Source organism: Pseudomonas sp. E1MeOHC2, from assembly GCF_058745025.1.
This window is the reverse complement of record NZ_CP196675.1, coordinates 5,331,273-5,357,394: the sequence shown is the minus strand read 5'-3', so window position 1 is coordinate 5,357,394 and position 26,122 is coordinate 5,331,273. Positions and strand designations below refer to the sequence as shown.

Genomic DNA, 26,122 nt, shown 5'->3' with positions numbered 1-26,122 from the left:
CTTTTCAGGCCCTTGCCAATGGGCCCCGTTCCCCCAGCATTGGGGAATTGGGTCGGTGCTTGCGACCCACTCGCGTGCGACGGTGGGAGGGCTGTGCAGCCCGCTTCTATGTCGGTGTTTTTGGCGATTTGGAGGTGCGCGGTTTGCGTGGCTTTTTCTCGGGGCGCTTGCCGGGCTTTAGCTGCCAACGGTCGGCATTGGCGAGCAGGCGTTCCTGGATTTCGGGCGGGTAGTCACTCAAGGTGGTGGGTGCAGGTACTGGTTTGCCCGGCATACCGGCCTCGCGAATCACCTTCGGCCAGCGCGGTCGCCAGCACAGCAGCAGGCTGACCCAGTGCGCGGTGCCGATGATGACGAAAGCGGGCCAGACCATGAGCATGGCGAGTTTGAACAGCCAGCTGCTTTTGCGGAAGAAACGGCCCAGGCCTTCGAACTGGGCGCTAAATGCCTGGATGGGCGAGGGTAGTTGGGTGCTCAGGCGGGGGCGGGGGACGGCGTGTGGGCCTTCCTCCATGTAGCGGCGGATGAATTCCCATTCGTCACGGAGCTCGCTGCCGCCTTGGCCTTGCTTGCCGAGTAGGGCCATTTCCATGTGGGGGAGGCCGGTATGGCTCGGGTGCCAGACCAGGCCTAGTCTCATTCCTACGCTGAGCGAGTCGTCCTCTGGGTAGATGCCTGTGCTTCCGGTTGTTTTCCAGGGGAAGGTTACGATGCCGCCGCAATAGCTTGGTCGATGGAGGTGGACTTGTTGGGTTTTTCGATTGAAGCGAATAAGCAGATGGCGGCTGGTCAACATTTCCAGTCGAGTTAGACGAACTCCATACCTCGAATATAAGTAAATTATGGTCGTGGAAACGAATGACATTATAAGTGTGGCGAGCATTGTAATTGGGGAGCGGGCTTCATGGTCGATTATGTCCAACCATATGAAGCCAATGGTGAAGATTGCTGAGATGATGACGGTCGGGGCAATCCCTCCGAGGGTTGCGAGCGTAATAAGACCGCGCTTTTCTTCAGATCCTCCACAGCGCATTTCTAGAAATATCTCGTTAAAGGCAAAAACGGGACCTCTAGCGTAAGGCCTTTCGCTGACGGATTGGAAGTGCATCTCTTCCTCCAAGTCACTCTGATAGAAATCTTGATTAGCGCGTTTTTCTGCCGGCGCCATCTCTAGTTCGAGCGATTTGCGTGCCGATTCTGATGCGGTTGCCATCCGCCAGAATCCCCATTCGATCAAATACATTATGAGATCTCGCTGAATGCAGAGTGTAGAGCCTTCAACTCTTCTTGTTCGTCATACGGCTTGGCGCTTCTTCCAAAGCGAGAACTACTACGCTTGCACCACTTCTCCAAGCTGTCGTCTTCAAGTATATAGATTAAGATTGTTAGGGCTAAGCCTATCCAAAAGGCACCTAGAACTAAGCGGGCAAGTATTAGGCGGGCGGCTTGCGTTCCGAGATGTTTGGCGAGCGTTCCTGCGGATCTGGCTAGCATCCTTGAGAGCTTAGTTTTGGCGTTAAGGGATAAATGGTCAAAGAGTGGCTTTGCGATTGCGATTGCCGTTCCCAATTCCGCCAGTGAAAGTGTGATAGTCGCCGCCGCTCGTACAAAGTATGAAGTAGCCAAGAGTTTGGATTTTTTCTGATCTGTCCACTAGGTCCATCCAGGCCACTCTTGAAATGCTCAACCGCATCTGCAAAATCCCACCATGCCAGCATTCCGCCGCCCACACCCGCCAAGCCAGCCCCCCAAAGCTTCAACCTCCCCAAGGCCGCCGCAGCCCCTCTCCCGGTCACACTATTCGCGCCATACCGCGTCACCACCTGATCCACATAACTGGCTCCAATCTCGAAGCCCGCTGCGGCTGTAGTCATTGCCGCAGCCAAGAGTTCGGTTTTCACCCGCACATCACTGTCGGGCAGTTCGCGCGCCTTGAAGGCCATCAGCATGCCTTCGAGCAAACACACCAGGCCTGCAGCACGAACCTTGAAAAAGTCGCTGTTGTTGGCCTGCATCAGGCCTTCGGCCCAGGCCTGGTCCAGATAGCGTGCAACCTGGGCACCACTGCGTTGTGGGTTCAAGGGCTGCCCGCTGCGAGCCGCTTCGCCCAGCCGTATGTCGATAGCCGTTTCATGCACCGAGGCAAACAAAGTCAGGCGCAGGCCTTGGTGCAGCGCGCGGTCCACACTGTTGGGTGTTCCGGTACGCAGTACTTGCCGCTCCAGCGTGACATGCAGTTTGAGCAAGCGTGCGCGTTGGGCTGGGTTGCCACATAACGCGGGGCGGTAGCTGCATGTGGTACGCCTGCACAGGTCGAGCGTGTCGATGATGGATGACATCAATCGAACGCCTTCGGCTTTTTGGGCGTACGCGGTTTGCGTGGTTTCTTCTCCGGACGGTTGCCAGATTTGAGCTGCCAACGGTCGGCATTGGCGAGCAGGCGTTCCTGGATGTCGGGCGGGTAGTCACTCAAGGTGGTTGCTGGGGGCACTGGCTTGCCGGGCAAGCCGGCCTCGCGGATCACCTTCGGCCAGCGTGGTCGCCAGCACAGCAGCAGGCTGACCCAGTGCGCGGTGCCGATAATGACGAAAGCGGGCCAGACCATGAGCATTGCGAGTTTGAACAGCCAGCTGCTTTTGCGGAAGAAACGGCCCAGGCCTTCGAACTGGGCGCTAAATGCCTGGATGGGCGAGGGTAGTTGGGTGCTCAGGCGGGGGCGGGGGACGGCGTGGGGGCCTTCCTCCATGTAGCGGCGGATGAATTCCCATTCATCACGGAGTTCGCTGCCGCCCTGGCCTTGCTTGCCGAGTAGGGCCATTTCCATGTGGGGGAGGCCGGTACGGCTGGGGTGCCAGACCAGGCCTAGTCTCATGCCTACGCTGAGCGAGTCGTCCTCTGGGTAGATGCCTGTGCTTCCGGTTGTTTTCCAGGGGAAGGTTACGATGCCGCCGCAATAGCTTGGTCGATGGAGGTGGACTTGTTGGGTTTTTCGATTGAAGCGAATAAGCAGATGGCGGGTGGTCAGCATTTCTAATCGACTAAGCTTTATGCCGTATTTTGAGAAAAAGTATAGTGCGGTTCCTGAAGCCAAAGCCAAGGTAATCGTGAGCACTACTGCTAAAAAAGAGCTTGAAGCACGGCTTGTGATGTCGAGCCAGATGGAGCCAGCTGCTATATAGAGTCCTAAGGCAATGCCTGGGAGAATTCCGGCTAATGTGATAAGTGTAATTAGCCCCCGCTTTTCTTCCGAACCGCCGCAACGCATTTCCAGAAATATTTCATTAAAGGAAAAAACAGGGCCGCGTGTGTGAGGCTTTTCGCTGACCTGCAAAAAATGTATGTCTTTCTCCACGTCGCCCTCATAAAAATCCTGATTGGTGCGTTTCTCTCTTGGCGTAATCTCTGCCTCGTACGCCTTACGTGCGACCTCTGATTCTGTTGCCATTTGCCAGAAGCCCCATTCGATCAAATACATTATAATACCTCGCTAAAAGCTGAATGTAGAGCATTCAACTCCTCATGCTCTTCATATGGTCTGGAGTTTTTCCCCATTCGAAAGCAGCTGCGTTTGCACCATTTCTCTAAAGAATCATCTTCAAAAATATAGATAATTAGCGTAAGGATGATGCCTGCCCAGAAGAGCCCCAGTATTAAGCGCGAAAGAATGAAGCGAGCAGCTTGTGTTCCTAGTTTTTTTGAAAGTACACCCATGGATTTTGCTAGCATTCTCACGAGTTTGCTTTTGGCGCTGTGGGATAGATAGTCAAAAAAGGGCTTGGCGAATGCAATAGCTGTTCCTGCTTCCGCCAATGAGAGTGCAATAGTCGCTAGAGCTCGCATTGCATAGGCGGGCGCCAAAATGTCGGAGTTTTTTCTACTTTTTCCGTTAGCGCCATCCTGGCGATGTTTAAAATGCTCAGCCGCATCGGCGAAGTCCCACCACGCCAGTACGAGGCCTCCCGTACCTGCCAAGCCAGCCCCCCAAAGCTTCAACCTCCCCAAGGTCGCCGCTGCCCCTCTCCCGGTCACACTATTCGCGCCATACCGCGTCACCACCTGGTCCACATAACTGGCTCCAATCTCGAAGCCCGCTGCGGCTGTAGTCATTGCCGCAGCCAAGAGTTCGGTCTTCACCCGCACATCACTGTCGGGCAGTTCGCGCGCCTTGAAGGCCATCAGCATGCCTTCGAGCAAACACACCAGGCCTGCAGCACGAACCTTGAAAAAGTCGCTGTTGTTGGCCTGCATCAGGCCTTCGGCCCAGGCCTGGTCCAGATAGCGTGCAACCTGGGCACCACTGCGGTGTGGGTTCAAGGGCTGCCCGCTGCGAGCCGCTTCGCCCAGGCGTATGTCGACAGCCGTTTCATGCACCGAGGCAAACAATGTCAGGCGCAGGCCTTGGTGCAGCGCGCGGTCCACACTGTTGGGTGCCCCGGTACGCAGTACTTGCCGCCCCAGCGCGACATACCAGGCATACAAGCCGATGCTGGCGGTACTGTTCCTGCTCTGCAGCTCTTCGTACAGCGTGTTGATGCGCCCGAAGGCATTTGCCGCGATGTGCGCCTGCCGGGCGAGCGACTCACGCAACGTGAACGATGTCGCTGAGGCCGGTTCGGCCTTGGCCGCTTCCAGAAGCGCGGCAAGCTCTTCGCGGATGTCATCCTGGTTGTAGGTGATACCGCGCATCGCCAGGTTGCCCCGGGCCGCCACATCACTGCGCCACCAGTGGTCCAGTACGGTCGTGCCCCATTTGCTTAGCTCCATGCCGATCACGCACTGGCCAGTCTGCTCGGCAAAGGCCAAGCCATTGATCAGGTCGGCGTTGTCGTAGCGGTCCAGGGCCTGCAGCAGGCGTTCACTAAGGAGCCATCGGGTATGGTCCTTGGAGCGTTCTTCTGCAGCCTGCTGAGCCTGTTGCATTGCCTGCTCGAAGCCTTCGAGCTGATCGTGCATGGCTTGGCGATCGACCAGATGGCCGTATTTCTGGTCGAACTTCTTGCTGAATTCGCCAGCATCCTGGCGGGCCTGAACCTTGGCCCGGACTTCGCGTTCGTACTGCGCCAGATGCGGTTTCATCCGTGCGTCATGCGCGTCGGCCTGCTGGCGTGCGTGTTCGGTAAACCCGTAGAAGTCCACAGGCGTCACTGGCTGCTTGCGCACGGCCTCGGCCATGACCTCGCGCTTGACGATCCGCTCGGCCATCATCTGCGGGTAGAGCTTCTCGATCTCCAGAAACGACTGCGCAACAAGCAGTTTGCGTTCATTGTCCACGCCGGGTTCCACGGTGCGCTGCAGCCAGTTCGTCTTCACCTCCTCGACGGCTGCGTTGCGCCAGGCATTGAGTTCCTGGGTAATGCCGATGGCATCCTCGATCACGATGGCGGCGCCGCGCGGCTTGGTTTGATTGATGGGCGGTGCCAGGGCTTGCCGTGACGCGTGCGGGGATACGATTTGAGCGTTGTTGAACGGCTGCAGGTCGAGCAGCGCTTGCAGGTCTGCGTCGTCCTGGGCCTTGAAGTCGGCTACCCAGCTCAACTGGTCGTGCTTGAGCACGTGGGGCTGTGGCGGCGCATCAGAGGGCTGAATGAACCCTGCGATATCAATCGCGGGCAGGCTGCTGCGGTACTCGTCTTCGAGCAGGCGGTAGTTGTCGAGCATGCGCGGCGTGAGCGGGGAGGGGCTGAACAACGGGCGTAGTTCCTGGATGTCGTCCAGGTCGTAAAGGGTGATGGTCCAGCCGAATGCGCGGATGATGTCCTCCAGGTTGCCTGCGCTCGGGGCGGCCTCCCAAGGGGCGTCGGCGCTGATGTACAGCAGTGAGCCGTTTGGCGCCACGCGGTACTGGCTGTGCCATTCGTAGGCCGGTGCGCTGTGGCGTTTGATCAGCAGGTAGAGAAAGCCTTCGCGCAGCGGGCGGATGGCGTAGCTGGAGTGGGTCAGTTCATCTATATCGTGAAAGGGGTTGAGGTAGCCTGGCAGCTTGGGCAAGCGGGCACGTTGTGCTGGGTTGCCACCTACGGCGGCATAGCGCAGGGGCAGCAGTTCGAAGCGGCGGGTGCAGTCGGCGACGGGGCTGTTGCGTAGCGCGGGGCGGTAGCCGGATGTAACGCGTCTGCACAATTCGAGCGTGTCGGTGAGCGAATCCATGGGCGTGTGCCTCAGTCCTTTGTGCGCAGGCTTCGCTGCACGTTGTCGATAAGGGCGGTGTGCTGTTCGCGGGTGGCGACGATTGCGTCCTGCCAGGCCGGTGATTTGTTGAGCTGATCACCGTCGCCAGCCATCATCAGTACATAAGTGATGAGATCCGCCTCACGGACCAGGCCTTGCTCGCGTGCCTGATCGAGGTAATGCTGGATCAGGCCGACCCGCGTGCCGTGGCATGCAGCGGCCAAGGCTGGGCAGGACTGATCGTCCTTCAGCACCTCGGCAAGTTGGTAGCTCAGCGGGTCGCCCGCCAATGCTGCCCAACAGTTTTCGTCCAGTGTGATCGGGGGGGCGTGCGCCGCTTGAGGTTGATCGTCGCCAGCTATTTGCAACCACATCTTCTTGTGCGGATGTGCTGCAGCTGCCCACCAGTGATGGATGGGCGCCCACCATTCGCTCACCCCAGGCAAGTGGCGGTGGCTATCGAGCACTTGCAGGGCTGCAGCGGTGTGGTAGCGCAGAAGGTACGCATGGCCATCTGCGCCGGTGACGATGTTGGCTTGGCTCAAGTGCAGGGCGAGTTCGGCAGGTGGCAATGCGCTGACTATCCAGCCACATACCGCATTCGCTGCACCTTGTTCGAGCTGCCATCTAAAGTCGTACTGGGCTGCAACATCGGAGCCGGGACGCGAACCGAACAGCCACGGGCCCACTGCCCGCAAGTTGCTGAATTGGGCTTGCTGCAACAGTGGCCAGCAGCGCTGCGCGTAGTACTGGATCAGGTTTTCCCGCGCTTCGGCGGAAAGATCGGCCATTTCCACAACCGCGCTCAGGCGGTACCGGTCCGACGCTCGCAGTACCTTGACCAGTGCTCTGACGAATGGGCTGGGCATCAGCTTGCTCCTCCCATCCGGATCATGTTGTGGCCGTTTGCGATTGCTTTCAGCAGGCAACTGAGGCAAATGGGCTCGCCGGGCTCAGGAATGCCCGCAGTCGAGGTTGTGCGTTGGCTGCCTTTTACCTGCTGGTTGATCGGCCCTTTGAAGGCCAGTGCCACGCCGTCCAGCGTGATACCGGCGCCATCGATTCGCAGCAGCCCGCCTGGGCTTCTGATCGTGAGGCTCTCGCTGACTGCTATGTCATAAACCTTGGTGGTGTGCCGGATGGCTTCACCGGTTTGCAATAACTGATGGCCGGCCACCACCTGTTCGAGGTGGCCACCGATTTCTACCGTGTGGTTGGCTTTGGTAATGTCCTGGCGCTGGTTGCCCACCTTCTCGATGCGGTCCTGGCCTGTGACGATCGTGTGCGTCCGGCCAATGGTCAGGCTGTCGTCATTGCCGATTTCGTGCATCCGGTTTTGGCCGATGCTGACGGATTCGTCCCGGCCGACATCTTCCCGGCGGTCCTGGCCAATCGAAACGGTTTCGTCACGTGCGACCTGTTCGGCGCGATCGTTGCCGACCTGCGTCGTTTCGTTATGCTTTACAACGTTGTTCTGGTCCCTTTCTGCGTGGATGAACACTTCCTGGCGACCCAGTTCGTCCTCGAAACGCAGTTCGTTGAAGCCATCGCCCTTGTGGGTCTGGCTCTTGAGGGTCATGCGCGTCTTGTGCTCGGGCAGGTCGTATGGCGGCAGCTGATTGCCGCAGTAGGTGCGGCCGATGATCATCGGCTGGTCGGGGTCGGCATTGACGTACTGGATGATCACGTCCTGGCCAATACGCGGGATGGCCATCGAGCCCCAGCTGCCACCGGCCCAGCCTTGCGACACCCGCACCCAGCAGGAGCTGAATTGATTGTTTTCGCTCTCCCGGTCCCAGGGGAAGCTGACCTTGACCCGGCCCCACTTGTCGCAATAGATCTCCTCGCCAGGTGGGCCGACGACGGTGGCCATGTGCGGGCCGTCGATGCGCGGCTTGGCCAACGGTGCCGGGCGCCATTCGGCTCTGCCTGGCACCAGCACTGCGTCTTGCGTGTAGCGCGTGCCTTGCCTGGCCCCGGCGGCTGCCTCCTGCAGGCTGGTGAACTGGGTACCTTCGTGGTGCACGTTGATCACACGCCAGTGCACGTTCAAATCTGGCCGCGGGTGCTCGATCAGGGTGAAGCTCAGCCCCGGTTGCAGGCGCACGTCATCGCCTTGCACTTCGGCGATGCGGGCATCGTGGCACAACGCGGTGATCCGGGTGGCGGTGAAGGGCACGCCAACCGCATCACGCTTGTAGCGACCGGGGTAGTCAAAGCGCTCGTACGCGGTGGATTGGTGTGTCAGGCCACTCGCTTCTGCGCGGTGTTCCTGGTGGTAGGCCGGGTTGGTGAACGTATAGTCGCGCTGCACCTGACGTGCAGTACGTACCTGCCCGCTGTAGCGCAGGCGGCGTAGACAAGGCCTTGCCTGAACGCCACCACTATTGGCGTGGTACAGCACGGCGTTGGGGTCGATGTCATCGTCATCGACGAACCCTTCATCGTCATCATCGGTCTTGATGACACCGCGGCTGATTTGACCCAGCGAGAGCAACCGGTCGGTGATGACCAGCATGTGGTGTTTTGGTGTGTGCTCGAAGCGGTAGACGAAGCCCTCTTCGGCGGCGAGGCGGGCGATGAAGTCCAGGTCGGTTTCACCCGCCTGCACGCAGAACTCCCGTACCTGATGTTCGCCGCTGCTGTGCAGCTCAGAATGAAGGATGCCCTGGCGCTCAAGCATGATTTCGAGAATTTGCGGCACGCTTTTCTCCTGGAAGATGCGCCAGTTCGAGCGCAGCCGGGCACGTGCCAGCATGGGTTCGACCACGGCGCGGTAACGCGTGCGGTAAAAGCCCGTCTCTCCTTGGCTGAAGGTGCTGACCAGGCCGTGCACGTAGCGCAGCGGTTGGTCTCCCCGCCAGAGGGTGAACAGCACCGGTTGGTCGAGCAACTGGCCGAAATCGACATCGTCTTGGTAACTCATCAGCTCCAGGCTCAAATGGAAGGGTGCGCTGATCGCTTCGTCGAGCTCGAACGAAACCACTTCAAACTCAATCTGGCCAACCAGCGGCTGGAAGGTGAAGCGCAAATCGGATTGGCTAGGCATGCGGATTCCCTCGAAAGTGCCTGAGTACGGTCATGACGAGCACTTGCCCGCTACTGCTGCAAGACGGCGTTGAGCGACTGCAAAACTTCGGCGGTCAGCAGGTTCAGGCGGTAGCCGTAGGCGCAGGCCATGGCGATGACCGAGCGCACCCAGGGCCATTCCCGGCGCATGCGATGGGGGCAATGAGCGACATTGGAATAGGGGGCGCACACCTGCTCCGGCGTGGGGCCGCGGAGTGCGCGCATGAGCGTGTATCCGAGAGATCAGCGCGTTGAGGGTTTCATTGCCCTGGAAGACCGGGTCGGCGGCGTAACCGACAGGTTGCGCGTTTGCGGTGATTTCACGTGTTGCACGGGTATGCGATGGCTGCTCCCCACGCACGTCTTCAAGCAGGATTGGCTTGTTGGTGGGCACTGTTCTGGCAGTGCCATCGGGCTCGCTGGACATTCCTGATCCTCGTGTTCCGGCAGGCAGCGTATGCAATGGGCATGGACCGCCCATGCGGCCCGACGAATGCATTTAGCTGAAGCCGAAACACTAACGAGGAATCAATTCATGGGAGAGTATTGAGCGTCCTAAAACGTTGTAGGAAAGTTCGAATTCTGCTCTGTATAAGAAACAATTAGTTGCAGGTAGAGAAGGCGCGGGGTGTTTTCAAGCATTCCGATGCGGCGCTTTCTCGGCGCAAAGTCGCGCTTGCAAAGGCAGTGGGCTGATCGAAGGGGCTGGGGAACCCTGCCTTGCAGGGCTGTGGCTCGGCGCCTGCAAAGCGCTACGCCCATAGAACAGCAGCGCGGTGGCCCAGGTGGTGAACCAGACAAAGATGCCGGCCCAGAATGTGTGGGACATGTAATGCCAACCCTGCAGCACCCGCGTAGTGCCGTAGACAAAGCCGACTATCAGTATCGCCACCAGCAGCTTGCGCGCATGCGCCCAGCGGTGGCGTAGCGCCACGAAGTACAAGGCCAACAAGGTGAAACCGCTGGAGGCATGACCCCCTGGCCAGCAGCGGCCATCGCCGGCCTTGTTCAGCCAGGAGAAGTGCTCGAACCACTCGACCCTGGCCTGCTGGCCGCCGTACAGCGTCGTTTCCACCGGGCAGTACACGCTGGTATGGCTTTTCAGGTAGTGGATGACCGTGGTGCACAGCGCAAAAGCGACCACCACGAACAACAAATCGCGCCGATGGTGGGTAGTGAAGCGCAACACCGGCGCGATTCGGGTTGCCTCCAGCAACCGGGTCAACCGCCACTGAGGATGGTTGGCCAGGCGGGGCCAGGCAAACGACAGCAGCGAGCCGATCACGGCCAGCTCGCCGGTCCAGTTCGGTAATACCCGTGGCCACTTGTGGGTGACCTTTTCGAACCACTGATCGTGCAACAGCGGAAACTGGCCGGTGGCCGGGTCGATCAGCAGGTTGCTGATCCAGCGGTCGAGCTCGGTCAGGTCGAATGCCACGAACACAATGGCTGCCAGCAACAGTGGCAGCAGCAGGTTGTTGCGGTAGAAGGCGGCGCGTGCGGAGAGGGGCATGGTTAGATTTCCCGAGCATTGGCAAGTTTGCGCCACTGGCTGGCAGCCATCTGGCCTAGCACCCGCGGCTTGCCGTTTTCGCCCAGGGTGATGAACAGCGCACTGGCGTAGCTGTTCGTGTCGGCGTCAGTGGCAACCTGGAGTTGCTGCTCTACCTGTTCCATGCAGCCACTGTGACTGACCAGCACCAGGTTGCGGCCGGGTTGCTTGTGGGCGAAGGCATTACTGGCGAAGGTGTGGTCACATTGATTGAGCCAGCCCTGTGTGGCGATGGCCTTGCCGAACATGAACTGCGCGGTTTGCTGGGTGCGCACCTCGGGGCTGGCCCACACATCGGCGTTACGCAGGCCAAGGCGGTGCAGGCCCTGGCCGACATCGGTGGCTACCCGGCTGCCCGCCAGGGTAATGCCGGTGGGGTCGCCCAGGCAGGCACCACGAGAGCGGTCGCAGCGTTCGGCGTGGCGCAGCACAACCACAACCGAACCTTTGGACCAGGCGCTATAGAGGCCGCTGCCGTGCAGCGCATGCGGGTTGCCAAGGTCGGCCATGGCCGGGCGTGCTGATGCCCAGGCAACGATAGCCGCCAGCGCGACCGAGACGCACAAGGCCGCCAGCAGCGCTCTGGCGCGGGGCAATCGGTAGGGCTGGGCGAGTTTGAGGACCGGGGAGGTGTCGATGACGCCATGCAACATGCTGTCACTCCAGTGAGCGCGGGCAACGGAGGCGAACTGGGGTTCGGCCTGTGCAAAAGTGGACGCACTTTAGGAAGCAGGATGTCGGCAGAGGGTGAGGCTGATGTGAAAAATACCTTATCCGTCGTGCTTGGCGATTGGCGGAGGCCACAAAAGTCAAGGATGAAACCGGTTTCAAAACATTTCTGAACGCGCTAGATTATTCGGCTGTCTGCTACACGCGCCCCCGGCGCACGTACTCCATTGAAAAATCAGATGGCGCAACCCAAGGCCGCCCTAAACGCTGATGAGGATTAGAAATGCCTGAGCATGCCCCAGACAATCCGCGCCGGGAATTCCTGCGCAAGACCTTGACCTTGATACCCGTCGCGACCGTGGCCAGCACCGGGCTGGGCCTGGGTGCCAGCCAACTGCTGGCCGAGCCGGTGCGTGAGCCCAAGGTGCCTGCCGCTGCGCCGGCGGGCAATTATCAGCCGACCTTTTTCACGGCCGAAGAATGGGCCTTCGTGCAAGCGGCGGTGGCCCGTATCATCCCTGCCGATGAACTGGGCCCGGGCGCGCTTGAGGCCGGGGCCGCCGAGTTCATCGACCGCCAGATGAATACCCCCTACGCGACCGGCGCGCAGTGGTACATGCAGGGGCCGTTCAACGCCGACGCCGCGCCAGAGCTGGGCTACCAGTTGCAGCTCAGCCCGCAACAGATCTATCGCCTGGGCATCGCCGCTGTGGATGGCTGGTGCAAAGCCAACTCCGGTCAAGTTTTTGCTGCGCAAGATAGCGCTACCCGAGACCGTATTCTCGGCAAGGTCGAAGCCGGTGAGCTGGTTTTCGACGCACTGCCGGCGAAGCTGTTTTTCAGCCTGCTGGTGCAGAATACCCGCGAAGGGTTCTTCTGCGACCCGATTCACGGCGGCAACAAAGGCATGGTGGGCTGGACCCAGATCGGCTTCCCCGGCGCCCGGGCTGACTTCATGGACTGGGTCGAGCGCAATGAGCCTTACCCGTTCCCGGCAGTGTCCATCCGCGGCGAGAGGGCCTGAGCCATGGCGAATGTGTTGCAGAAAGTAGACGCTGTGATCGTTGGCTTCGGCTGGGCCGGCGCGATCATGGCCAAGGAACTGACCGAAGCCGGGCTGCACGTGGTTGCCCTGGAGCGTGGCCCAATGCAGGACACCTACCCGGAGGGCAGCTACCCGCAGGTGATCGATGAACTGACCTACAGCGTGCGCAAGAAGCTGTTCGTCGATGTGTCGAAAGAGACCGTCACCATCCGCCACAGCATCAACGACGTCGCGCTGCCCAACCGCCAGTTGGGTGCCTTCTTGCCTGGCAAGGGCGTGGGTGGTGCGGGCCTGCACTGGTCTGGCGTGCACTTTCGGGTAGACCCGATCGAGCTGCGCATGCGCAGCCATTACGAAGAGCGCTATGGCAAGGCGTTCATCCCTGAGGACATGACCATCCAGGACTTCGGCGTCACGTACCAGGAGCTTGAACCGTACTTCGACTTTGCCGAGAAGGTCTTCGGCACCTCGGGCCAGGCCTGGACCGTGAACGGCACGCGGGTCGGCGAAGGGAAGGGCGGCAACCCTTATGCCCCTGATCGCTCGAACCCGTTCCCGCTGCCCGCGCAGAAAAACGTGGTGTCGGCAAAGCTGTTCGAAAAGGCCGCGAGCAGCCTTGGCTACAAGCCCTACAACCTGCCGTCGGCCAACACCTCCGGCCCTTACACCAACCCTTATGGCGCACAAATGGGGCCGTGCAACTTCTGCGGTTTTTGCAGCGGCTACGTGTGCTACATGTACTCCAAAGCCTCGCCCAACGTGAACATCCTGCCGGCGCTGCGCCAAGTGCCGAACTTCGAACTGCGCGCCAATGCCCATGTGCTGCGGGTGAACCTGGATGACAGCAAGCGTAAAGCTACGGGCGTGACCTACATCGACGCACAAGGCCGTGAAGTGGAACAACCGGCGGAGCTGGTCATCCTCGCGGCGTTCCAGTTCAACAACGTGCGCCTGATGCTGCTGTCGGGCATCGGCAAGCCGTACGACCCGGTCAACAACGAAGGCGTTGTCGGGCGCAACTTCGCGTACCAGAACATGGGCACAGTCAAAGCGTTCTTCGACAAGGACACCTACACCAACAACTTCATCGGCGCCGGCGGCAACGGTATCGCGATCGATGATTTCAATGCCGACAACTTCGACCACGGGCCACACGGTTTCGTCGGTGGCTCGCCCATGTGGGTCAACCAGGCGGGCAGCCGCCCGATCGCCGGCATCGCCAACCCGCCCGGCACGCCCACCTGGGGCAGCGCCTGGAAAAAGGCCACGGCCGACTACTACACCCACCAGGTTTCGATGGACGCCCATGGCGCGCACCAGTCGTACCGTGGCAACTACCTGGACTTGGACCCGACCTACCGCGACGCCTTCGGCCAACCGCTGCTGCGCATGACCTTCGACTGGCAGGAAAACGACATCAAGATGAACCAGTTCATGGTCGACAAGCTCAGCAAGATCGCCCAGGCGATGAACCCTAAGGCCATTGCCGTGCTGGGCAAGAAGGTCAAAGAGCACTTCAATACCGCCAGCTACCAGACCACTCACCTCAACGGTGGCGCGATCATGGGCACCGACCCTAAGACCAGTGCGCTTAACCGCTATCTGCAGAGCTGGGACGTACACAACGTCTTCGTCCCGGGAGCCTCGGCGTTTCCGCAAGGGTTGGGTTACAACCCGACCGGGTTGGTGGCGGCACTGACGTACTGGTCGGCACGCGCGATCCGCGAGCAGTACCTGAAAAACCCTGGCCCACTGGTTCAGGCTTGAGGAGCGATGAGCATGAAGAGAATGTTGATCGCAACCCTCCTGTGCGGTGCAAGCCTGTCGGCCCAGGCCGACAGTACGCGGGTTAAACAGGGCGAGTACCTGGCGCGCGCGGGCGACTGCGTCGCGTGCCACACGGCTAAGGGCGGCAAGCCTTTCGCAGGTGGGCTGCCCATGGAAACCCCCATCGGCACGGTGTATTCGACCAATATCACCCCCGACGCCAGTGGTATTGGCCAGTACAGCTTCGAAGACTTCGACCAGGCCGTGCGCCATGGCGTCGGCAAGGACGGCAGCACGCTGTACCCCGCCATGCCGTATCCGTCGTACGCGCGCGTCAGCGATGACGACATGCGTGCGTTGTATGCCTACTTCATGCAGGGCGTCGAGCCCGTTGCGCAGCCCAACAAGGCGACGGATATTCCATGGCCGTTGAGCATGCGTTGGCCATTGGCGATCTGGCGCGGCATGTTCGCGCCAGAGGTAAAGGGCTGGCAGGCCTCGGCTGCCGCCGACCCGGTAGTCAATCGCGGCGCGTACCTGGTCGAAGGGCTTGGGCATTGTGGCGCCTGCCATACCCCACGCGCCTTGACCATGCAGGAAAAGGCTCTGAACCCGCAGGAAGGCGAGCAGTTTCTGGCAGGCAGCGCGCCGCTTGAAGGCTGGATCGCCAAAAGCCTTCGCGGTGACCATAAGGATGGCCTGGGCAGCTGGAGCGAAGCGCAGCTGGTGCAGTTTCTCAAGACCGGCCGAAGCGAGCGCAGCGCGGTGTTTGGTGGCATGAGCGATGTGGTCGAGCACAGCATGCAGTACATGAGCGAGGCTGACCTCACTGCCATTGCCCGTTACCTCAAGACCCTGCCCGCGAGCAATCCTGACGACACGCCCCATGTCTATGACAAGCAGGTCGCAGAGGCGCTGTGGAAAGGCGATGACAGCAAACGCGGCGCGTCGGTGTACATCGATAACTGCGCGGCCTGCCACCGTACCGATGGTCACGGTTATACCCGGGTGTTCCCGGCACTGGCCGGCAACCCGGTGGTGCAGACGGCGGATGCAACGTCGCTGATCCATGTGGTGCTGGCCGGCGGCACGGTGCCCGCGACGCACACGGCCCCGTCGAACTTGACCATGCCGGCGTTTGGCTGGCGGTTGAGTGACCAAGAGGTCGCTGATGTGGTGAGCTTCATTCGCACCAGTTGGGGGAACCAGGGCGGGGCGGTGAAGGCGGGCGATGTCGCCAAGCTGCGCACGGATGACTTGAAGCATACCTCTGGGGATGACCTTGGGCAGGTGACAAGTCACTAGCGATTGTGAACTCGGCGGGGTTCATCGCCGACGATCTCGCAACCCTGCCCAGCCTCTCGGGGTTGCGCGATCACGCAGCGAACACTGGTCAGTGTGGGAGCGGGCTTGCCCGCGAAGATGCCAACGCGGTGTATGGCACCGGCTTCGGCGGTGTTCGCGGGCAAGCCCGCTCCTACAGTCTTTGCTGAATCAATAAGTTATGTGTTGTTCCAAGGGAGCAGCTTGAAACCAGTAGAATGAATCCCGACGAACGGTAGGTGACTAAATGCGCCGGTTTTGATGTATTGAAACCGGTTTCATAAGCCCTCACCGACAATAATCACAAGGGACACCGATGACCAACCTACCTGCCAATGCCCGCGAACGGGTGACCATCAGCGAAGTAGCCCGCGTCGCCGGTGTATCCAAGGCCACCGTCTCGCGCTATATCGGGGGTGATCGCCAGTTGCTGGCCGAGGCGACCGCCAAGCGCCTGGAAGAGGTCATCGAACGCCTCGGCTATCGCCCCAACCAGATGGCCAGGGGCCTCAAGCGCGGCCAGACCCGGCTGATCGGCATGTTGGTGGCGGACATCCTCAACCCCTATTCGGTCGCGGTGATGCAGGGCGTCGAAACCGCCTGCCGCCAGCACGGCTACAGCCTGGTGGTGTGCAACACCAACCGCGACGACGAGCAGGAGCGCCATCACCTGGTGGCGCTGCAGTCCTACAATGTCGAGGGGCTGATCGTGAACACCCTCGGCCACCATCCCGGCGAACTGCTCAACCTGCAGCGCGACATACCCATGGTCCTGGTGGATCGCCAATTGCCTGAGCTCAAGGTCGACCTGGTCGGCCTGGACAACGCCGACGCCGTCGAACAGGCCCTGGACCACCTGCAGGCCCAGGGCTACCGCGACATTCTGGCGGTCACTGAACCGCTCGACGGCACCAGCTCGCGTCTGGAACGGGTACAGGCTTTTGGTGCATCCATCAACCGGCGTTCGGGCATGCGCCAACAGCTGCTCGAAGTCAGCCCAGCCCTGGAAGCCGGCCTGGCGTCGTTTCTTTCGGCCAGTGGCCATGGCCCGCAGGCCATCTTCACCTTCAACGGCGTGGCCACACTGGCCGTCACCCGCGCCTTGCACGACTCGGGTTGCAACTTGTTCAAGGACGTAGGCCTGATCGCCCTCGACGAGCTGGACTGGTACCCCCTGGTCGGTAGCGGCATCACCGCCCTGGCCCAGCCCACCGAGCGTATCGGCGTGGCCGCCTTCAACTGCCTGCTGGATCGCCTGCGTGGCGAAAGCGGGGCGCCCCGGCGCATCGATTTCAAGGCCGACCTGATCATCCGAGGTTCAACACACTCACGCGAATGAACGACAGGCACGTGGCGATTTAGCCGTGCCAAAAAATGAAACCGGTTTCATAAGGACAATAACAATGCGCTCGAACCCCGTTTCCATCAGTCTCTCCAGCTACGGTGCCACCTTTGTGCGGCAGCGCGGCCAGGAGCATTTTCTGGACCTGCTGGCCGCCGCCGGCGTGGCCCGCGTCGAATTGCGCGAAGAGCTATTCGACAGCGCGCCAGACACCGCCGTGCTAGCCGCCGCCATTGCCGCGTCGAACCTCGAATGCCTTTACTCCACGCCCCTTGAGCTGTGGACCGAGCAGGGCCTGCCCGATACGCGTCTGTCCCAGAAACTGGCGTTGGCCCGCTCACTGGGTGCAGTGGCACTGAAAGTGTCCCTGGGGCACTACAACGACACCTGCGATGTATCGGCCTTGCGCACGCTGTTACCTGAAGATGGCCCGCTGTTGTTGGTCGAGAACGACCAGACCGAGCAGGGTGGGCGCATCGCACCCATGCTGGGGTTCTTCCAGCGTGTCGACGACCTCGGGCTGCCGGTGGGCATGACCTTCGACATCGGTAACTGGCAGTGGCAGGCGCAATCCGCGCAGCAAGCGGCCCACAAGCTTGGGCGCTGGGTGCGTTACGTGCATTGCAAAGCGGTGGATCGGCTGCCCGATGGGCGACGGGTCGCAGTGCCGCCAGACGCAGACGATCTGCAGGCGTGGGATGCCTTGTTGCGTGCGTTCACGCCCGGCGTGGTACGTGCAGTGGAATACCCATTGGCCGGCGACGATTTGCTGGCACTGACCCGCGCTCACGTCAGCGCGCTGTCCATGCTCGGGCTGGGCCAGGAGGTGAGCCATGCATGAGCATGACGTGCTGTGCTTTGGCGAGACCATGGCCATGTTCGTGGCCGAGCAGGTGGGTGACCTGGCGCAGGTTGGGCAGTTCGGCAAGCGCATTGCCGGTGCCGACAGCAACGTTGCCATCGGTCTTTCCCGACTGGGTTTCAAGGTCCGCTGGCTGAGCCGGGTGGGCGACGACTCCTTGGGCCGTTTCGTCCTCGACAGCCTGCGCCGGGAGGGGCTGGACTGCACTGACGTGGAAATTGACCGCAAACACCCCACCGGTTTTCAGCTCAAAGCCCGCTGCGAAGACGGCAGTGACCCCGCCGTGGAGTACTTCCGTGGCCACTCTGCCGCCAGCCTGCTGTCACCGGCGCTGATCCGCCCGCACTGGCTGCAGGCCCGCCATCTGCACGCCACCGGTATTCCCTTGGCGCTTTCGCCAGGTTGCAGGGCATTGTCCCACGCACTGGTGGATGCCATGCGCGCGGCCGGGCGCAGCATCTCGTTCGACCCCAACCTGCGCCCTTCGCTGTGGCCAGACCGCACGCGCATGGTCCGCGAGATCAACGCCCTGGCCGTCAAGGCCGACTGGGTGCTGCCGGGGCTGGAGGAGGGGCGCCTGCTGACCGGTCAGCAGACCCCAGCGGACATCGCCGCGTTCTACCTCGATAAAGGTGTGGAGTTGGTGGTGATCAAGCTGGGTGACGAGGGCGCCTACTATCGCACCGCTAACTGCGAGGGCCAGGTTGCCGCAGTGCCGGTGGCCAAGGTGGTGGACACCGTCGGCGCCGGTGACGCTTTTGCCGTCGGCGTGCTCAGTGCCTTGCTCGAAGGCCGTGAATTGCCACAGGCGGTGGCACGCGGCAACTGGTGTGGCAGCCGCGCCGTGCAGTCACGCGGTGACATGGAAGGCTTGCCGCTGCGGCACGAACTCGCGGAGCACGACCTGCGCAGACGCGCCTGATTGCCTGGCCCCGAACCCTCTGTACCTGTTGCAACAAAAAAAAAAAGCTCAGGAGCACACATCATGCAAACGACAAGTCTCGCCCGCCGCCGCTGGTGGTACATCATCCCGATCGTGTTCGTCACCTACAGCCTGGCCTACCTAGACCGCGCCAACTATGGGTTCGCCGCAGCGTCCGGCATGGCCGATGACCTGAAGATCACCCCGGTGCTGTCATCGTTGCTGGGGGCGCTGTTTTTCCTGGGTTACTTCTTCTTCCAGGTGCCGGGCGCCATCTACGCCGAAAAACGCAGCGTGAAGAAGCTGATTTTCGTCAGCCTGATCCTCTGGGGCGGCCTGGCCACCCTGACGGGCATGATCAGCAACGTGTACATGCTGATCGGCATCCGCTTTTTGCTCGGGGTGGTGGAGGCGGCGGTGATGCCGGCGATGCTGGTGTACCTCTGCCACTGGTTCACCCGCGCCGAACGCTCCCGGGCCAACACCTTCCTGATGCTGGGCAACCCGGTGACCATCCTGTGGATGTCGGTGGTGTCGGGCTACCTCATCAAGCACTACGACTGGCGCTGGATGTTCATCATCGAAGGCTTGCCGGCGGTGATCTGGGCGTTCTTCTGGTGGCGCCTGGTGGATGACCGACCGGCCCAGGTCAATTGGTTGAGTGCGCAGGAAAAGGCCAGCCTGGAGCAAGCCCTGGCGGCGGAACAGCAGGGCATAAAACCTGTGAAAAACTACCGCGAGGCGTTCCGTTCGCCCCAGGTGATCATCTTGTCGATGCAGTACTTCTGCTGGAGCATCGGTGTTTATGGCTTCGTGCTCTGGTTGCCTTCGATTCTGAAGCAGGCGGCGAACGTCGATATCGTGCAGGCCGGTTGGTTGTCGTCGGTGCCGTACCTGGCGGCGGTGCTGACCATGGTCGGGGTGTCCTGGGCGTCGGACCGCTTGCAGAAGCGCAAGCGATTCGTCTGGCCACCGTTGTTGATTGCGGCGCTGGCGTTTTACGGCTCATACGCCCTGGGCAGCGAGCACTTCTGGTTGTCCTACGCACTGCTGGTGATTGCCGGCGCCTGCATGTACGCGCCCTACGGCCCGTTCTTCGCCATTGTTCCGGAAATCCTCCCCAGTAACGTCGCCGGTGGCGCCATGGCCTTGATCAACAGCATGGGCGCACTGGGTTCGTTTGGCGGCTCGTGGCTGGTGGGTTACCTCAATGGTGCCACCGGCGGGCCCGGCGCTTCGTATCTGTTCATGTGCGGTGCGCTGCTGACAGCGGTCGCGCTCACCGCAGCGCTTAAAACCTCACAAACGCCTGGCCGGGCCAAGCGCGGCGGCTCTCACCTGGCAATGAGCCAATAGGAAACCCTGGTATGAAGAAGCGAATCGTCCTTTACAAGCGCCTGTCCGACGACCTCATGGCGCAGTTGCAACAGCAGGTTGATGTGACCTGGGTAGATACCGCACGCCAGGACGGTCTGGCCCGTTTGCGCGATGCGCTGCCAGGCGCCCATGGGCTGTTGGGCGCGAGCTTGCGCCTGGACAGCGGCCTGCTTGACCTGGCCCCGCAGCTGAAGGTGATATCCAGTGTGTCGGTGGGGGTGGACAACTACGATATTGCCGACCTGACCCGGCGTGGCATCATGCTGACCAACACGCCCGACGTACTTACCGAAACCACCGCTGACACAGGCTTTGCCCTGATCCTGGCCAGTGCGCGTCGGGTCGTGGAGCTGGCGGGGTGGGTGCGTGACGGCCACTGGCAGGCCAACCTTGGGCCAGCGCACTTTGGCAGTGATGTGCATGGCAAGACGCTGGGTATCGTTGGCATGGGCCGCATTGGCGAAGCGCTTGCCCGGCGCGGTGCAGCCGGCTTCGGCATGCGTGTGCTCTACCATAGCCCACGCGCCAAGCCCGAGGTCGAGGCGCGTTATGCTGCTCGCCATTGCAGCCTTGACGAGCTTCTGAAGCACGCGGATTTCGTGTGCTTGACCGTGCCACTGAGTAGCACCACCGAAGGCCTGATCGGTGCACGCGAACTGGCGCTGATGAAGCCTGAGGCGTTTCTGGTGAACATTGCGCGTGGGCGCGTGGTAGACGAAACCGCGCTGATAGCGGCCTTGCGTGAAAAACGCATCCGCGGCGCCGGCCTGGATGTGTTCGTTCAGGAGCCGTTGCCGAGCGACTCGCCACTGCTGCAACTCGATAACGTGGTGGCGACCCCGCATATCGGCTCGGCAACGCACGATACCCGCGAGGCCATGGCGCGCTGTGCAGTCAGCAACCTGCTCAGCGCGCTGGCCGGTGAGCGCCCGGCAAACCTGGTGAACCCAACGCCTGGGCGTTGATGCATCAAGGCGCAGCGGCTAGCGGCAGTTGCCCGCTTTGCGATAGCCCGCCGCTTGCGCCTCACCTTCGGAACCGAACATCACCTGGTTCTTCGAGCCCACCTGGGTGTAACCCGGGCAACCGTTGGCCAGGTGATAGACATGGCTGTTGCGGTTACCGAGCACGGCGCCGGTTGCCGCAGTGCTGGCCAGGCTGGGCTTGACCGCTTGCTGGGTGGGCTTGGCCGGTGTGGCTTGCACAACGCCACTGCCAACCGGCTTGTAGTCGGCGGTCCATTTGCGTTCGCCGGTCACGAACGGGTTGGCGTGGCCCATGATGGCGGCGATGCGCCGGTCACGCTCTTTTTCCCAGGCCGAGACGGGGTGCTGTTTGTCCCACGCCATCAGCAGTTGTTGCTGCTGACGCGACATGCTCAGCTTGTAGCGGTCGAACATGTAGAAGGTGGTACGGGCAACCAGGCCTTTGACTTCGTCACGCGGTTCGGCGGCGCGCTGCACGAAATCGACCTTGGTCGGGCATTGACCATATTGGCCAGCATTGCCCGACACCATGCCGTAGTTGAAGTTGCTGCGATCACCGTTGACCTCGCCCACAGCCGGGTAGAGGTTGAACAGGTCGGCTTCCATGGCCCGGAAGACCGGATCGTCGTCGACACAATGCTCACGACCGCCGTTCTTCCAGCACTGGCGCTGATTGCCGAAGGTATAGGCGGGCACGATGTGTTCCCACTCGGTACGTTCGGCACGGTTTTGCTGCTTTCGGGTTTCGTAACCGCACGAGGCGGCATCGATGCGCCCACCCGACTTGCCCACCCAGGTCCATTTGCAGCCGCAATACAGGTCGCCCATGGCGCTGCTTGCCTGGTCCAGGTAGATCTTCTGTTTAGCGACGACCTTGGCTTCGGTGAAGGTCGAAGGCGGGTTGGCGAAGGCGGGGAGGTTGACGGCGAGGAGCAGGGATACGGCGTAGAGCAGTTTTTTCATGGGGGAAAGCAGATTTCAGAGACGGGCGCGCATTGTAATCAAAAAAAGCCTAAGCATTTGATTTTACTGGGTTGTATGAGGTCGTCTCGACCGGCGACCCCGCCCTGATAGGCTGACGCTGCTGGGCTGGGTGAAAACTACCCATTGCTGTTCATCTTTGGTGCATATTTGCCTTTATTTAAGGCAGCAAGCACACACCGAATCCGTCAATCCTTGCTTAACTGTGCATGTTGCACAGCTAATGTTGTGCCGTTCGCCTCGGGTTTCGGTGGTCACGGCTCACTGTTAAACCGGCCCGCATATTGCTCTATCTGCTCCAACTACCACCCGGAGCCCCGTGCAATGAGCTCACCTACCGAATTCCCGCTTTGCGAAGCCCCGCCATCTTCGCGCAAGGGCCTGCTACCCATTGCGATGGTGCTGTTCAGCTTCACCTTCTTCACCGGCACGATGTTCGCTGGCGGCAAGCTGGGCATGGCCTTCAACTTTGTCGACATGCTGTGGGTTGCCACGCTCGGCAACACGTTGCTGGCCTTGTACGCCGCTACCCTGGCGTTCATCGCTTCACGCAGCGGGCTCAACACCGTACTGATGGGCCGCTTCTGCTTTGGCGAAGCGGGCAGCCGGCTTTCGGATTTTTTGCTGGGTTTCGCCGAGCTCGGCTGGTACGCCTGGGGCACGGCGACCGTGGCGATCGTGCTGGTCAAACTGCTGGGGCTGGCAGGTGGCTTTACGGTGCCGTTGATGGTGCTGTTCGGCCTTGGTTTCAGCATCACGGCCATCATTGGCTTCAAAGGGCTTGACCTGCTGTCACGGGTTTCGGTGCCGTTGATGTTTACGCTGCTGCTGGTGTCGATGTACATCGCCACCCGCGATGCCGGCGGGTTTGCGGGGCTGGCAGCCGTGGTGCCGCACGAGACCATGACCTTTTCAGCCGCAGTGACCATGGTCTTCGGCACCTTCGCCAGTGGCGCTACCCAAGCCACCAACTGGACCCGCCTGGCGCGTAGCGGACGGGTGGCGGTGGTGGCCAGCATCGTCGCCTTTCTGCTTGGCAACGGCCTGATGGTGGTGGCCGGAGCCTGGTGCGCGATGGTGTATCAGCAGGCTGACATCGTCGAGGTGATGATGCTGCAAGGCCTCTCGTTCGCGGCGGTGGTGATGCTGTGCCTGAACCTGTGGACGATCCAGGGCCCGACCATCTACAACGTGTCGGCAGCCGCCTGCCATCTGCTGCGCAGTGAACGCCGGCGTACCGCAACGCTGGTGGCGGCCGGGGTAGGGATTGTGCTGGCCATCGGCGGCATGTACGAAATGCTGATCCCGTTCCTGGTGCTGTTGGGCTCGGTCATACCGCCGGTGGGCGGCGTGATCATGGCCGACTTCTGGTACCGCCATCGCGGCCAGTATCCGGCATTGGCCACGGTGGCCCTGCCGCGCTACAACCTGATTGGGCTTTTCGCTTATGCCGTCGGTGCGGTACTGGCGTATGCCTCGCCCTGGGTCGCGCCGCTGGTGGGCATTGGCGCTTCGGTGCTGTGCTACATCCTCATGCTTGAGCTGAACGGGCGGCGCCGCCTGGCAGGCGAGGCAGGTGTCGAACCGTGAGCCTGGCGCTGGATGAAATCCTCCACCTGCCCGGCCTGCAGGACATGGCCGTTCGTGCTGGCGCGCGCAACCTGCAGCGGCGGGTGCGCTGGCCATACGTAGCGGAGAACGAAGGCATCGCCGAGTGGGTGATGGGCGGCGAGCTGGTGTTCGTCACGGGCATCAATCACCCTCGCGGCGAGGCCAACCTGCTGAGCCTGGTGGAGGACGGCGAGGCCGTGGGCATCGCGGGCATGGTCATTCTCACCGGGGGTACTTTTATCCAGCGCATCCCGCCAGCGGTACTGGCGCGCGCCGAGCAACTGGGCTTGCCGTTGATCGAGCAGCCCTATGCGCTGAAGATGGTTGTGGTCACCCACTTGATCGGCACGGCATTGGTGCAGATGACGCAGGTGCGGCGCTCGCGCAACGATATTCTGGGCCAGTTGCTGACCGGAGACTACCCAAGCCTGGCGATTGCCCGGCAGCGGGCGGCGCACCTGGCGTTGGCGCTGGACGAGCCGCGGCGCCTGCTGGCGCTGCGCTTGTCGGGCGTCGATGGCTTGTTCGAACGCCTCGGCCTGGCTCAAGGCGAGCGCGTATGGCAAGGCGTTCGCCAAGCCCTGGAAGACCAGCTTGAGGCGTGGTGCCGTGGCCGGCCGGGAACCGTGACCGCGCACTTGCCGGGTGACCTGTTCGTGATGCTGCTGCCCGACGTGCCGGAGCTGCCTGCTACCCTGGCCGCGCTGCACCGGCAATTGACCCCCGTGGCGGGGGCGTTGGGCCTGTACATGGGCCTGTCGAGCCTGGCCGAGGATTGCGCCCACTACCGCCAGGCACTGAACGAAGCACGTCAGGCCCTGGAAGTGGCGCAGAATCTGCGCCCGGCCAATGGTTTTTGCGACTTCAGCGAACTGGGCGTACTGCGCCTGCTGCAGGGCATCGTCGATCGCTCGCTGATCGACGATTTCGTGGCCCAGACACTAGGCCCGTTGATCACACCCGGGCGCAAGCACCCCGATACCCTGGTGCATACCCTCGATGCCCTGCTCAAGGAGAACGGCAATGGCCTGAAGGCCGCCCAACGCCTGGGGTTGCACCGCAATACCATCAACCAACGCATTCAACGCATCGAACAACTGAGCGGGCAGTCATTGGACGACCCGCTTTTTCGTATGAACGCTTCGGTGGCCATGCTGGTGTGGCGCATGACCGAAGCCCAAGGCAAGGAGTAACTCCATGAACATCATCAACGCACGCTTGCGTGGCAAGGCTGGCCTGTTTCGTATCGAACTCAACGGCGACCGTATCGCCACTATCCAGTCCCAGGCTGACGCGGTGGCACTGGGTGCCCCCGGTGACCTGGATGCCAAGCAGAATCTGGTGGTGGCCCCCTTTGTCGAACCGCACATTCATCTGGACGCCACCCTTACTGCCGGCGAGCCGAAGTGGAACATGAGCGGCACCTTGTTCGAAGGCATCGAACGCTGGGCCGAGCGCAAGGAAATCACCACCCACGAGGACATCAAGACCCGCGCCACGAAGACCATCGGCATGCTGGTTGACCATGGCATTCAGCACGTACGCACCCATGTGGATGTCACCGACCCCAAGCTCACGGCGCTCAAGGCCATGGTCGAGGTGCGTGAAGAGGTGCGCCACCTGGTCGACCTGCAGATTGTCGCCTTCCCCCAGGAGGGCATCGAGTCGTACGCCAACGGCCGGGCGCTGATGACCGAAGCGGTGGCCATTGGTGCCGATGTGGTCGGCGGCATTCCGCATTTCGAGAACACCCGCGACCAGGGCGTGTCATCGATCAAGTTCCTGATGGACCTGGCCGAGCGTACCGGCTGCCTGGTAGACGTGCACTGCGACGAAACCGACGACCCGCAGTCGCGCTTTCTTGAGGTGCTGGCCGAAGAGGCCCGCGTGCGCGACATGGGCGCCCGGGTCACGGCCAGCCATACCGTAGCGATGGGGTCCTACGACAACGCCTACTGCTACAAGCTGTTCCGTTTGCTCAAGTTGTCGGGCATCAACTTCGTCTCGTGCCCAACCGAAAGCATCCACCTGCAAGGGCGCTTTGACAGCTACCCCAAGCGCCGCGGTGTTACCCGCGTGGCGGAAATCGACCGTGCGGGCATGAACGTATGCTTTGGCCAGGATTCGATCGTCGACCCGTGGTACCCGTTGGGCAACGGCAACATCCTGCGCATTCTTGAAGCTGGGCTGCACATTTGCCACATGCTCGGGTACGAAGACTTGCAGCGCTGCCTGGACCTGATCACCGACAACAGTGCGCGCACGCTGAACCTGGGTGATCGTTACGGCATCGAGGTCGGGCGGCCGGCCAACCTGCTGCTGTTGTCGGCGCCGGATGACTACGAGATGGTGCGCAGCCAAGGGCATGCACTGGTGTCGGTGCGTAATGGCAAGGTGCTGATGCGGCGTACGCCGGCGCAGGTCGAACGCTTGGCCTGACATCGCTGA

19 protein-coding genes and 2 pseudogenes are annotated in these 26,122 nt (G+C 61.5%); 11 read left to right on the top strand and 10 right to left on the bottom strand.

Annotated elements, in window-relative coordinates:
- Positions 1-106: 106 nt before the first annotated feature.
- From ACSSU5_RS24285 to pmrG, 9 genes and pseudogenes are all read right to left on the bottom strand, one after another.
- Positions 107-1,243, bottom strand: a complete 1,137-nt coding sequence (locus ACSSU5_RS24285) for a DUF6708 domain-containing protein (RefSeq protein ID WP_492560056.1) — start codon at positions 1,241-1,243, stop codon at positions 107-109.
- Positions 1,243-2,234: pseudogene (locus tag ACSSU5_RS24280) on the bottom strand (T6SS effector BTH_I2691 family protein); the annotation flags it as partial. The pseudogene ACSSU5_RS24280 and the gene ACSSU5_RS24285, both read right to left, overlap by 1 nt.
- Before the next feature lie 104 nt (positions 2,235-2,338).
- Complete coding sequence (locus ACSSU5_RS24275) at positions 2,339-3,475, bottom strand: DUF6708 domain-containing protein (protein ID WP_492560055.1); 1,137 nt, start codon at positions 3,473-3,475, stop codon at positions 2,339-2,341.
- The gene (locus ACSSU5_RS24270; protein ID WP_492560054.1) at positions 3,475-6,147 is read right to left on the bottom strand and encodes a T6SS effector BTH_I2691 family protein; all 2,673 of its coding nucleotides are present in this window, start codon (positions 6,145-6,147) and stop codon (positions 3,475-3,477) included. The genes ACSSU5_RS24275 and ACSSU5_RS24270 overlap by 1 nt, the downstream gene beginning before the upstream one ends.
- Positions 6,148-6,158: 11 nt before the next feature.
- The gene (locus ACSSU5_RS24265; protein ID WP_492560053.1) at positions 6,159-7,037 is read right to left on the bottom strand and encodes a DUF4123 domain-containing protein; all 879 of its coding nucleotides are present in this window, start codon (positions 7,035-7,037) and stop codon (positions 6,159-6,161) included.
- Positions 7,037-9,217, bottom strand: a complete 2,181-nt coding sequence (locus tag ACSSU5_RS24260) for a type VI secretion system Vgr family protein (RefSeq protein WP_492560052.1) — start codon at positions 9,215-9,217, stop codon at positions 7,037-7,039. The genes ACSSU5_RS24265 and ACSSU5_RS24260 overlap by 1 nt, the downstream gene beginning before the upstream one ends.
- A gap of 50 nt (positions 9,218-9,267) precedes the next feature.
- Positions 9,268-9,529, bottom strand: a pseudogene (locus ACSSU5_RS24255) (type IVB secretion system protein IcmH/DotU); the annotation flags it as partial.
- Between the two features lie 342 nt (positions 9,530-9,871).
- A complete protein-coding gene (locus tag ACSSU5_RS24250) occupies positions 9,872-10,750 on the bottom strand; it encodes a phosphatase PAP2 family protein (RefSeq protein ID WP_492560051.1) in 879 nt (292 codons plus the stop codon).
- 2 nt (positions 10,751-10,752) lie between these two features.
- Positions 10,753-11,442, bottom strand: coding sequence for a lipopolysaccharide core heptose(II)-phosphate phosphatase PmrG (gene pmrG, locus ACSSU5_RS24245; RefSeq protein WP_264313276.1), 690 nt, complete (start codon positions 11,440-11,442; stop codon positions 10,753-10,755).
- A gap of 299 nt (positions 11,443-11,741) precedes the next feature.
- Here pmrG and ACSSU5_RS24240 point away from each other — a divergent pair, with 299 nt between their 5' ends.
- The 8 genes from ACSSU5_RS24240 (at position 11,742) to ACSSU5_RS24205 (ending at position 21,061) form a co-directional block, all read left to right on the top strand.
- Positions 11,742-12,482 (top strand): gluconate 2-dehydrogenase subunit 3 family protein, encoded by a 741-nt coding sequence (locus tag ACSSU5_RS24240; protein ID WP_492560050.1) that lies wholly within the window; start codon positions 11,742-11,744, stop codon positions 12,480-12,482.
- A 3-nt stretch (positions 12,483-12,485) separates the two neighbouring features.
- Positions 12,486-14,270 (top strand): GMC family oxidoreductase, encoded by a 1,785-nt coding sequence (locus tag ACSSU5_RS24235; RefSeq protein WP_264313278.1) that lies wholly within the window; start codon positions 12,486-12,488, stop codon positions 14,268-14,270.
- A 12-nt stretch (positions 14,271-14,282) separates the two neighbouring features.
- Positions 14,283-15,575: a c-type cytochrome gene (locus ACSSU5_RS24230; protein WP_492560049.1), complete on the top strand. Its 1,293-nt coding sequence runs from the start codon at positions 14,283-14,285 to the stop codon at positions 15,573-15,575.
- Between the two features lie 334 nt (positions 15,576-15,909).
- Positions 15,910-16,932 (top strand): LacI family DNA-binding transcriptional regulator, encoded by a 1,023-nt coding sequence (locus ACSSU5_RS24225; RefSeq protein ID WP_492560048.1) that lies wholly within the window; start codon positions 15,910-15,912, stop codon positions 16,930-16,932.
- A gap of 64 nt (positions 16,933-16,996) precedes the next feature.
- Positions 16,997-17,776, top strand: coding sequence for an AP endonuclease (locus tag ACSSU5_RS24220; protein ID WP_492560047.1), 780 nt, complete (start codon positions 16,997-16,999; stop codon positions 17,774-17,776).
- Positions 17,769-18,719: a sugar kinase gene (locus ACSSU5_RS24215; protein ID WP_264313282.1), complete on the top strand. Its 951-nt coding sequence runs from the start codon at positions 17,769-17,771 to the stop codon at positions 18,717-18,719. The genes ACSSU5_RS24220 and ACSSU5_RS24215 overlap by 8 nt, the downstream gene beginning before the upstream one ends.
- 63 nt (positions 18,720-18,782) lie before the next feature.
- Positions 18,783-20,075 carry an MFS transporter gene (locus ACSSU5_RS24210; protein WP_264313283.1) on the top strand — a complete coding sequence of 431 codons (1,293 nt, stop codon included), beginning with the start codon at positions 18,783-18,785 and terminating at the stop codon, positions 20,073-20,075.
- Positions 20,076-20,086: 11 nt separating this feature from the next.
- Positions 20,087-21,061 (top strand): 2-hydroxyacid dehydrogenase, encoded by a 975-nt coding sequence (locus ACSSU5_RS24205; protein ID WP_492560046.1) that lies wholly within the window; start codon positions 20,087-20,089, stop codon positions 21,059-21,061.
- Between the two features lie 18 nt (positions 21,062-21,079).
- Here the strand turns inward: ACSSU5_RS24205 and ACSSU5_RS24200 are convergent, their stop codons facing one another.
- Positions 21,080-22,045, bottom strand: a complete 966-nt coding sequence (locus ACSSU5_RS24200; protein WP_492560045.1) for an endonuclease — start codon at positions 22,043-22,045, stop codon at positions 21,080-21,082.
- A 342-nt stretch (positions 22,046-22,387) separates the two neighbouring features.
- Here ACSSU5_RS24200 and codB point away from each other — a divergent pair, with 342 nt between their 5' ends.
- From codB to codA, 3 genes are read left to right on the top strand one after another with little or no spacing between them, the layout of a single operon-like run.
- Positions 22,388-23,653: a cytosine permease gene (codB, locus tag ACSSU5_RS24195; protein ID WP_492560044.1), complete on the top strand. Its 1,266-nt coding sequence runs from the start codon at positions 22,388-22,390 to the stop codon at positions 23,651-23,653.
- Positions 23,650-24,867 carry a PucR family transcriptional regulator gene (locus tag ACSSU5_RS24190; protein ID WP_492560043.1) on the top strand — a complete coding sequence of 406 codons (1,218 nt, stop codon included), beginning with the start codon at positions 23,650-23,652 and terminating at the stop codon, positions 24,865-24,867. The genes codB and ACSSU5_RS24190 overlap by 4 nt, the downstream gene beginning before the upstream one ends.
- A gap of 4 nt (positions 24,868-24,871) precedes the next feature.
- Positions 24,872-26,113, top strand: a complete 1,242-nt coding sequence (gene codA / locus ACSSU5_RS24185) for a cytosine deaminase (RefSeq protein WP_492560042.1) — start codon at positions 24,872-24,874, stop codon at positions 26,111-26,113.
- The last annotated feature ends 9 nt before the right edge of the window (positions 26,114-26,122 follow it).

Bases quoted from the DNA above. Each gene is read 5' to 3' on its own strand.
- ACSSU5_RS24285 (WP_492560056.1), bottom strand. From the start codon at position 1,243: ATGTATTTGATCGAATGGGGATTCTGGCGGATGGCAACCGCATCAGAA.
- ACSSU5_RS24275 (WP_492560055.1), bottom strand. From the start codon at position 3,475: ATGTATTTGATCGAATGGGGCTTCTGGCAAATGGCAACAGAATCAGAG.
- ACSSU5_RS24270 (WP_492560054.1), bottom strand. From the start codon at position 6,147: ATGGATTCGCTCACCGACACGCTCGAATTGTGCAGACGCGTTACATCC.
- ACSSU5_RS24265 (WP_492560053.1), bottom strand. From the start codon at position 7,037: ATGCCCAGCCCATTCGTCAGAGCACTGGTCAAGGTACTGCGAGCGTCG.
- ACSSU5_RS24260 (WP_492560052.1), bottom strand. From the start codon at position 9,217: ATGCCTAGCCAATCCGATTTGCGCTTCACCTTCCAGCCGCTGGTTGGC.
- ACSSU5_RS24250 (WP_492560051.1), bottom strand. From the start codon at position 10,750: ATGCCCCTCTCCGCACGCGCCGCCTTCTACCGCAACAACCTGCTGCTG.
- pmrG (WP_264313276.1), bottom strand. From the start codon at position 11,442: ATGTTGCATGGCGTCATCGACACCTCCCCGGTCCTCAAACTCGCCCAG.
- ACSSU5_RS24240 (WP_492560050.1), top strand. From the start codon at position 11,742: ATGCCTGAGCATGCCCCAGACAATCCGCGCCGGGAATTCCTGCGCAAG.
- ACSSU5_RS24235 (WP_264313278.1), top strand. From the start codon at position 12,486: ATGGCGAATGTGTTGCAGAAAGTAGACGCTGTGATCGTTGGCTTCGGC.
- ACSSU5_RS24230 (WP_492560049.1), top strand. From the start codon at position 14,283: ATGAAGAGAATGTTGATCGCAACCCTCCTGTGCGGTGCAAGCCTGTCG.
- ACSSU5_RS24225 (WP_492560048.1), top strand. From the start codon at position 15,910: ATGACCAACCTACCTGCCAATGCCCGCGAACGGGTGACCATCAGCGAA.
- ACSSU5_RS24220 (WP_492560047.1), top strand. From the start codon at position 16,997: ATGCGCTCGAACCCCGTTTCCATCAGTCTCTCCAGCTACGGTGCCACC.
- ACSSU5_RS24215 (WP_264313282.1), top strand. From the start codon at position 17,769: ATGCATGAGCATGACGTGCTGTGCTTTGGCGAGACCATGGCCATGTTC.
- ACSSU5_RS24210 (WP_264313283.1), top strand. From the start codon at position 18,783: ATGCAAACGACAAGTCTCGCCCGCCGCCGCTGGTGGTACATCATCCCG.
- ACSSU5_RS24205 (WP_492560046.1), top strand. From the start codon at position 20,087: ATGAAGAAGCGAATCGTCCTTTACAAGCGCCTGTCCGACGACCTCATG.
- ACSSU5_RS24200 (WP_492560045.1), bottom strand. From the start codon at position 22,045: ATGAAAAAACTGCTCTACGCCGTATCCCTGCTCCTCGCCGTCAACCTC.
- codB (WP_492560044.1), top strand. From the start codon at position 22,388: ATGAGCTCACCTACCGAATTCCCGCTTTGCGAAGCCCCGCCATCTTCG.
- codA (WP_492560042.1), top strand. From the start codon at position 24,872: ATGAACATCATCAACGCACGCTTGCGTGGCAAGGCTGGCCTGTTTCGT.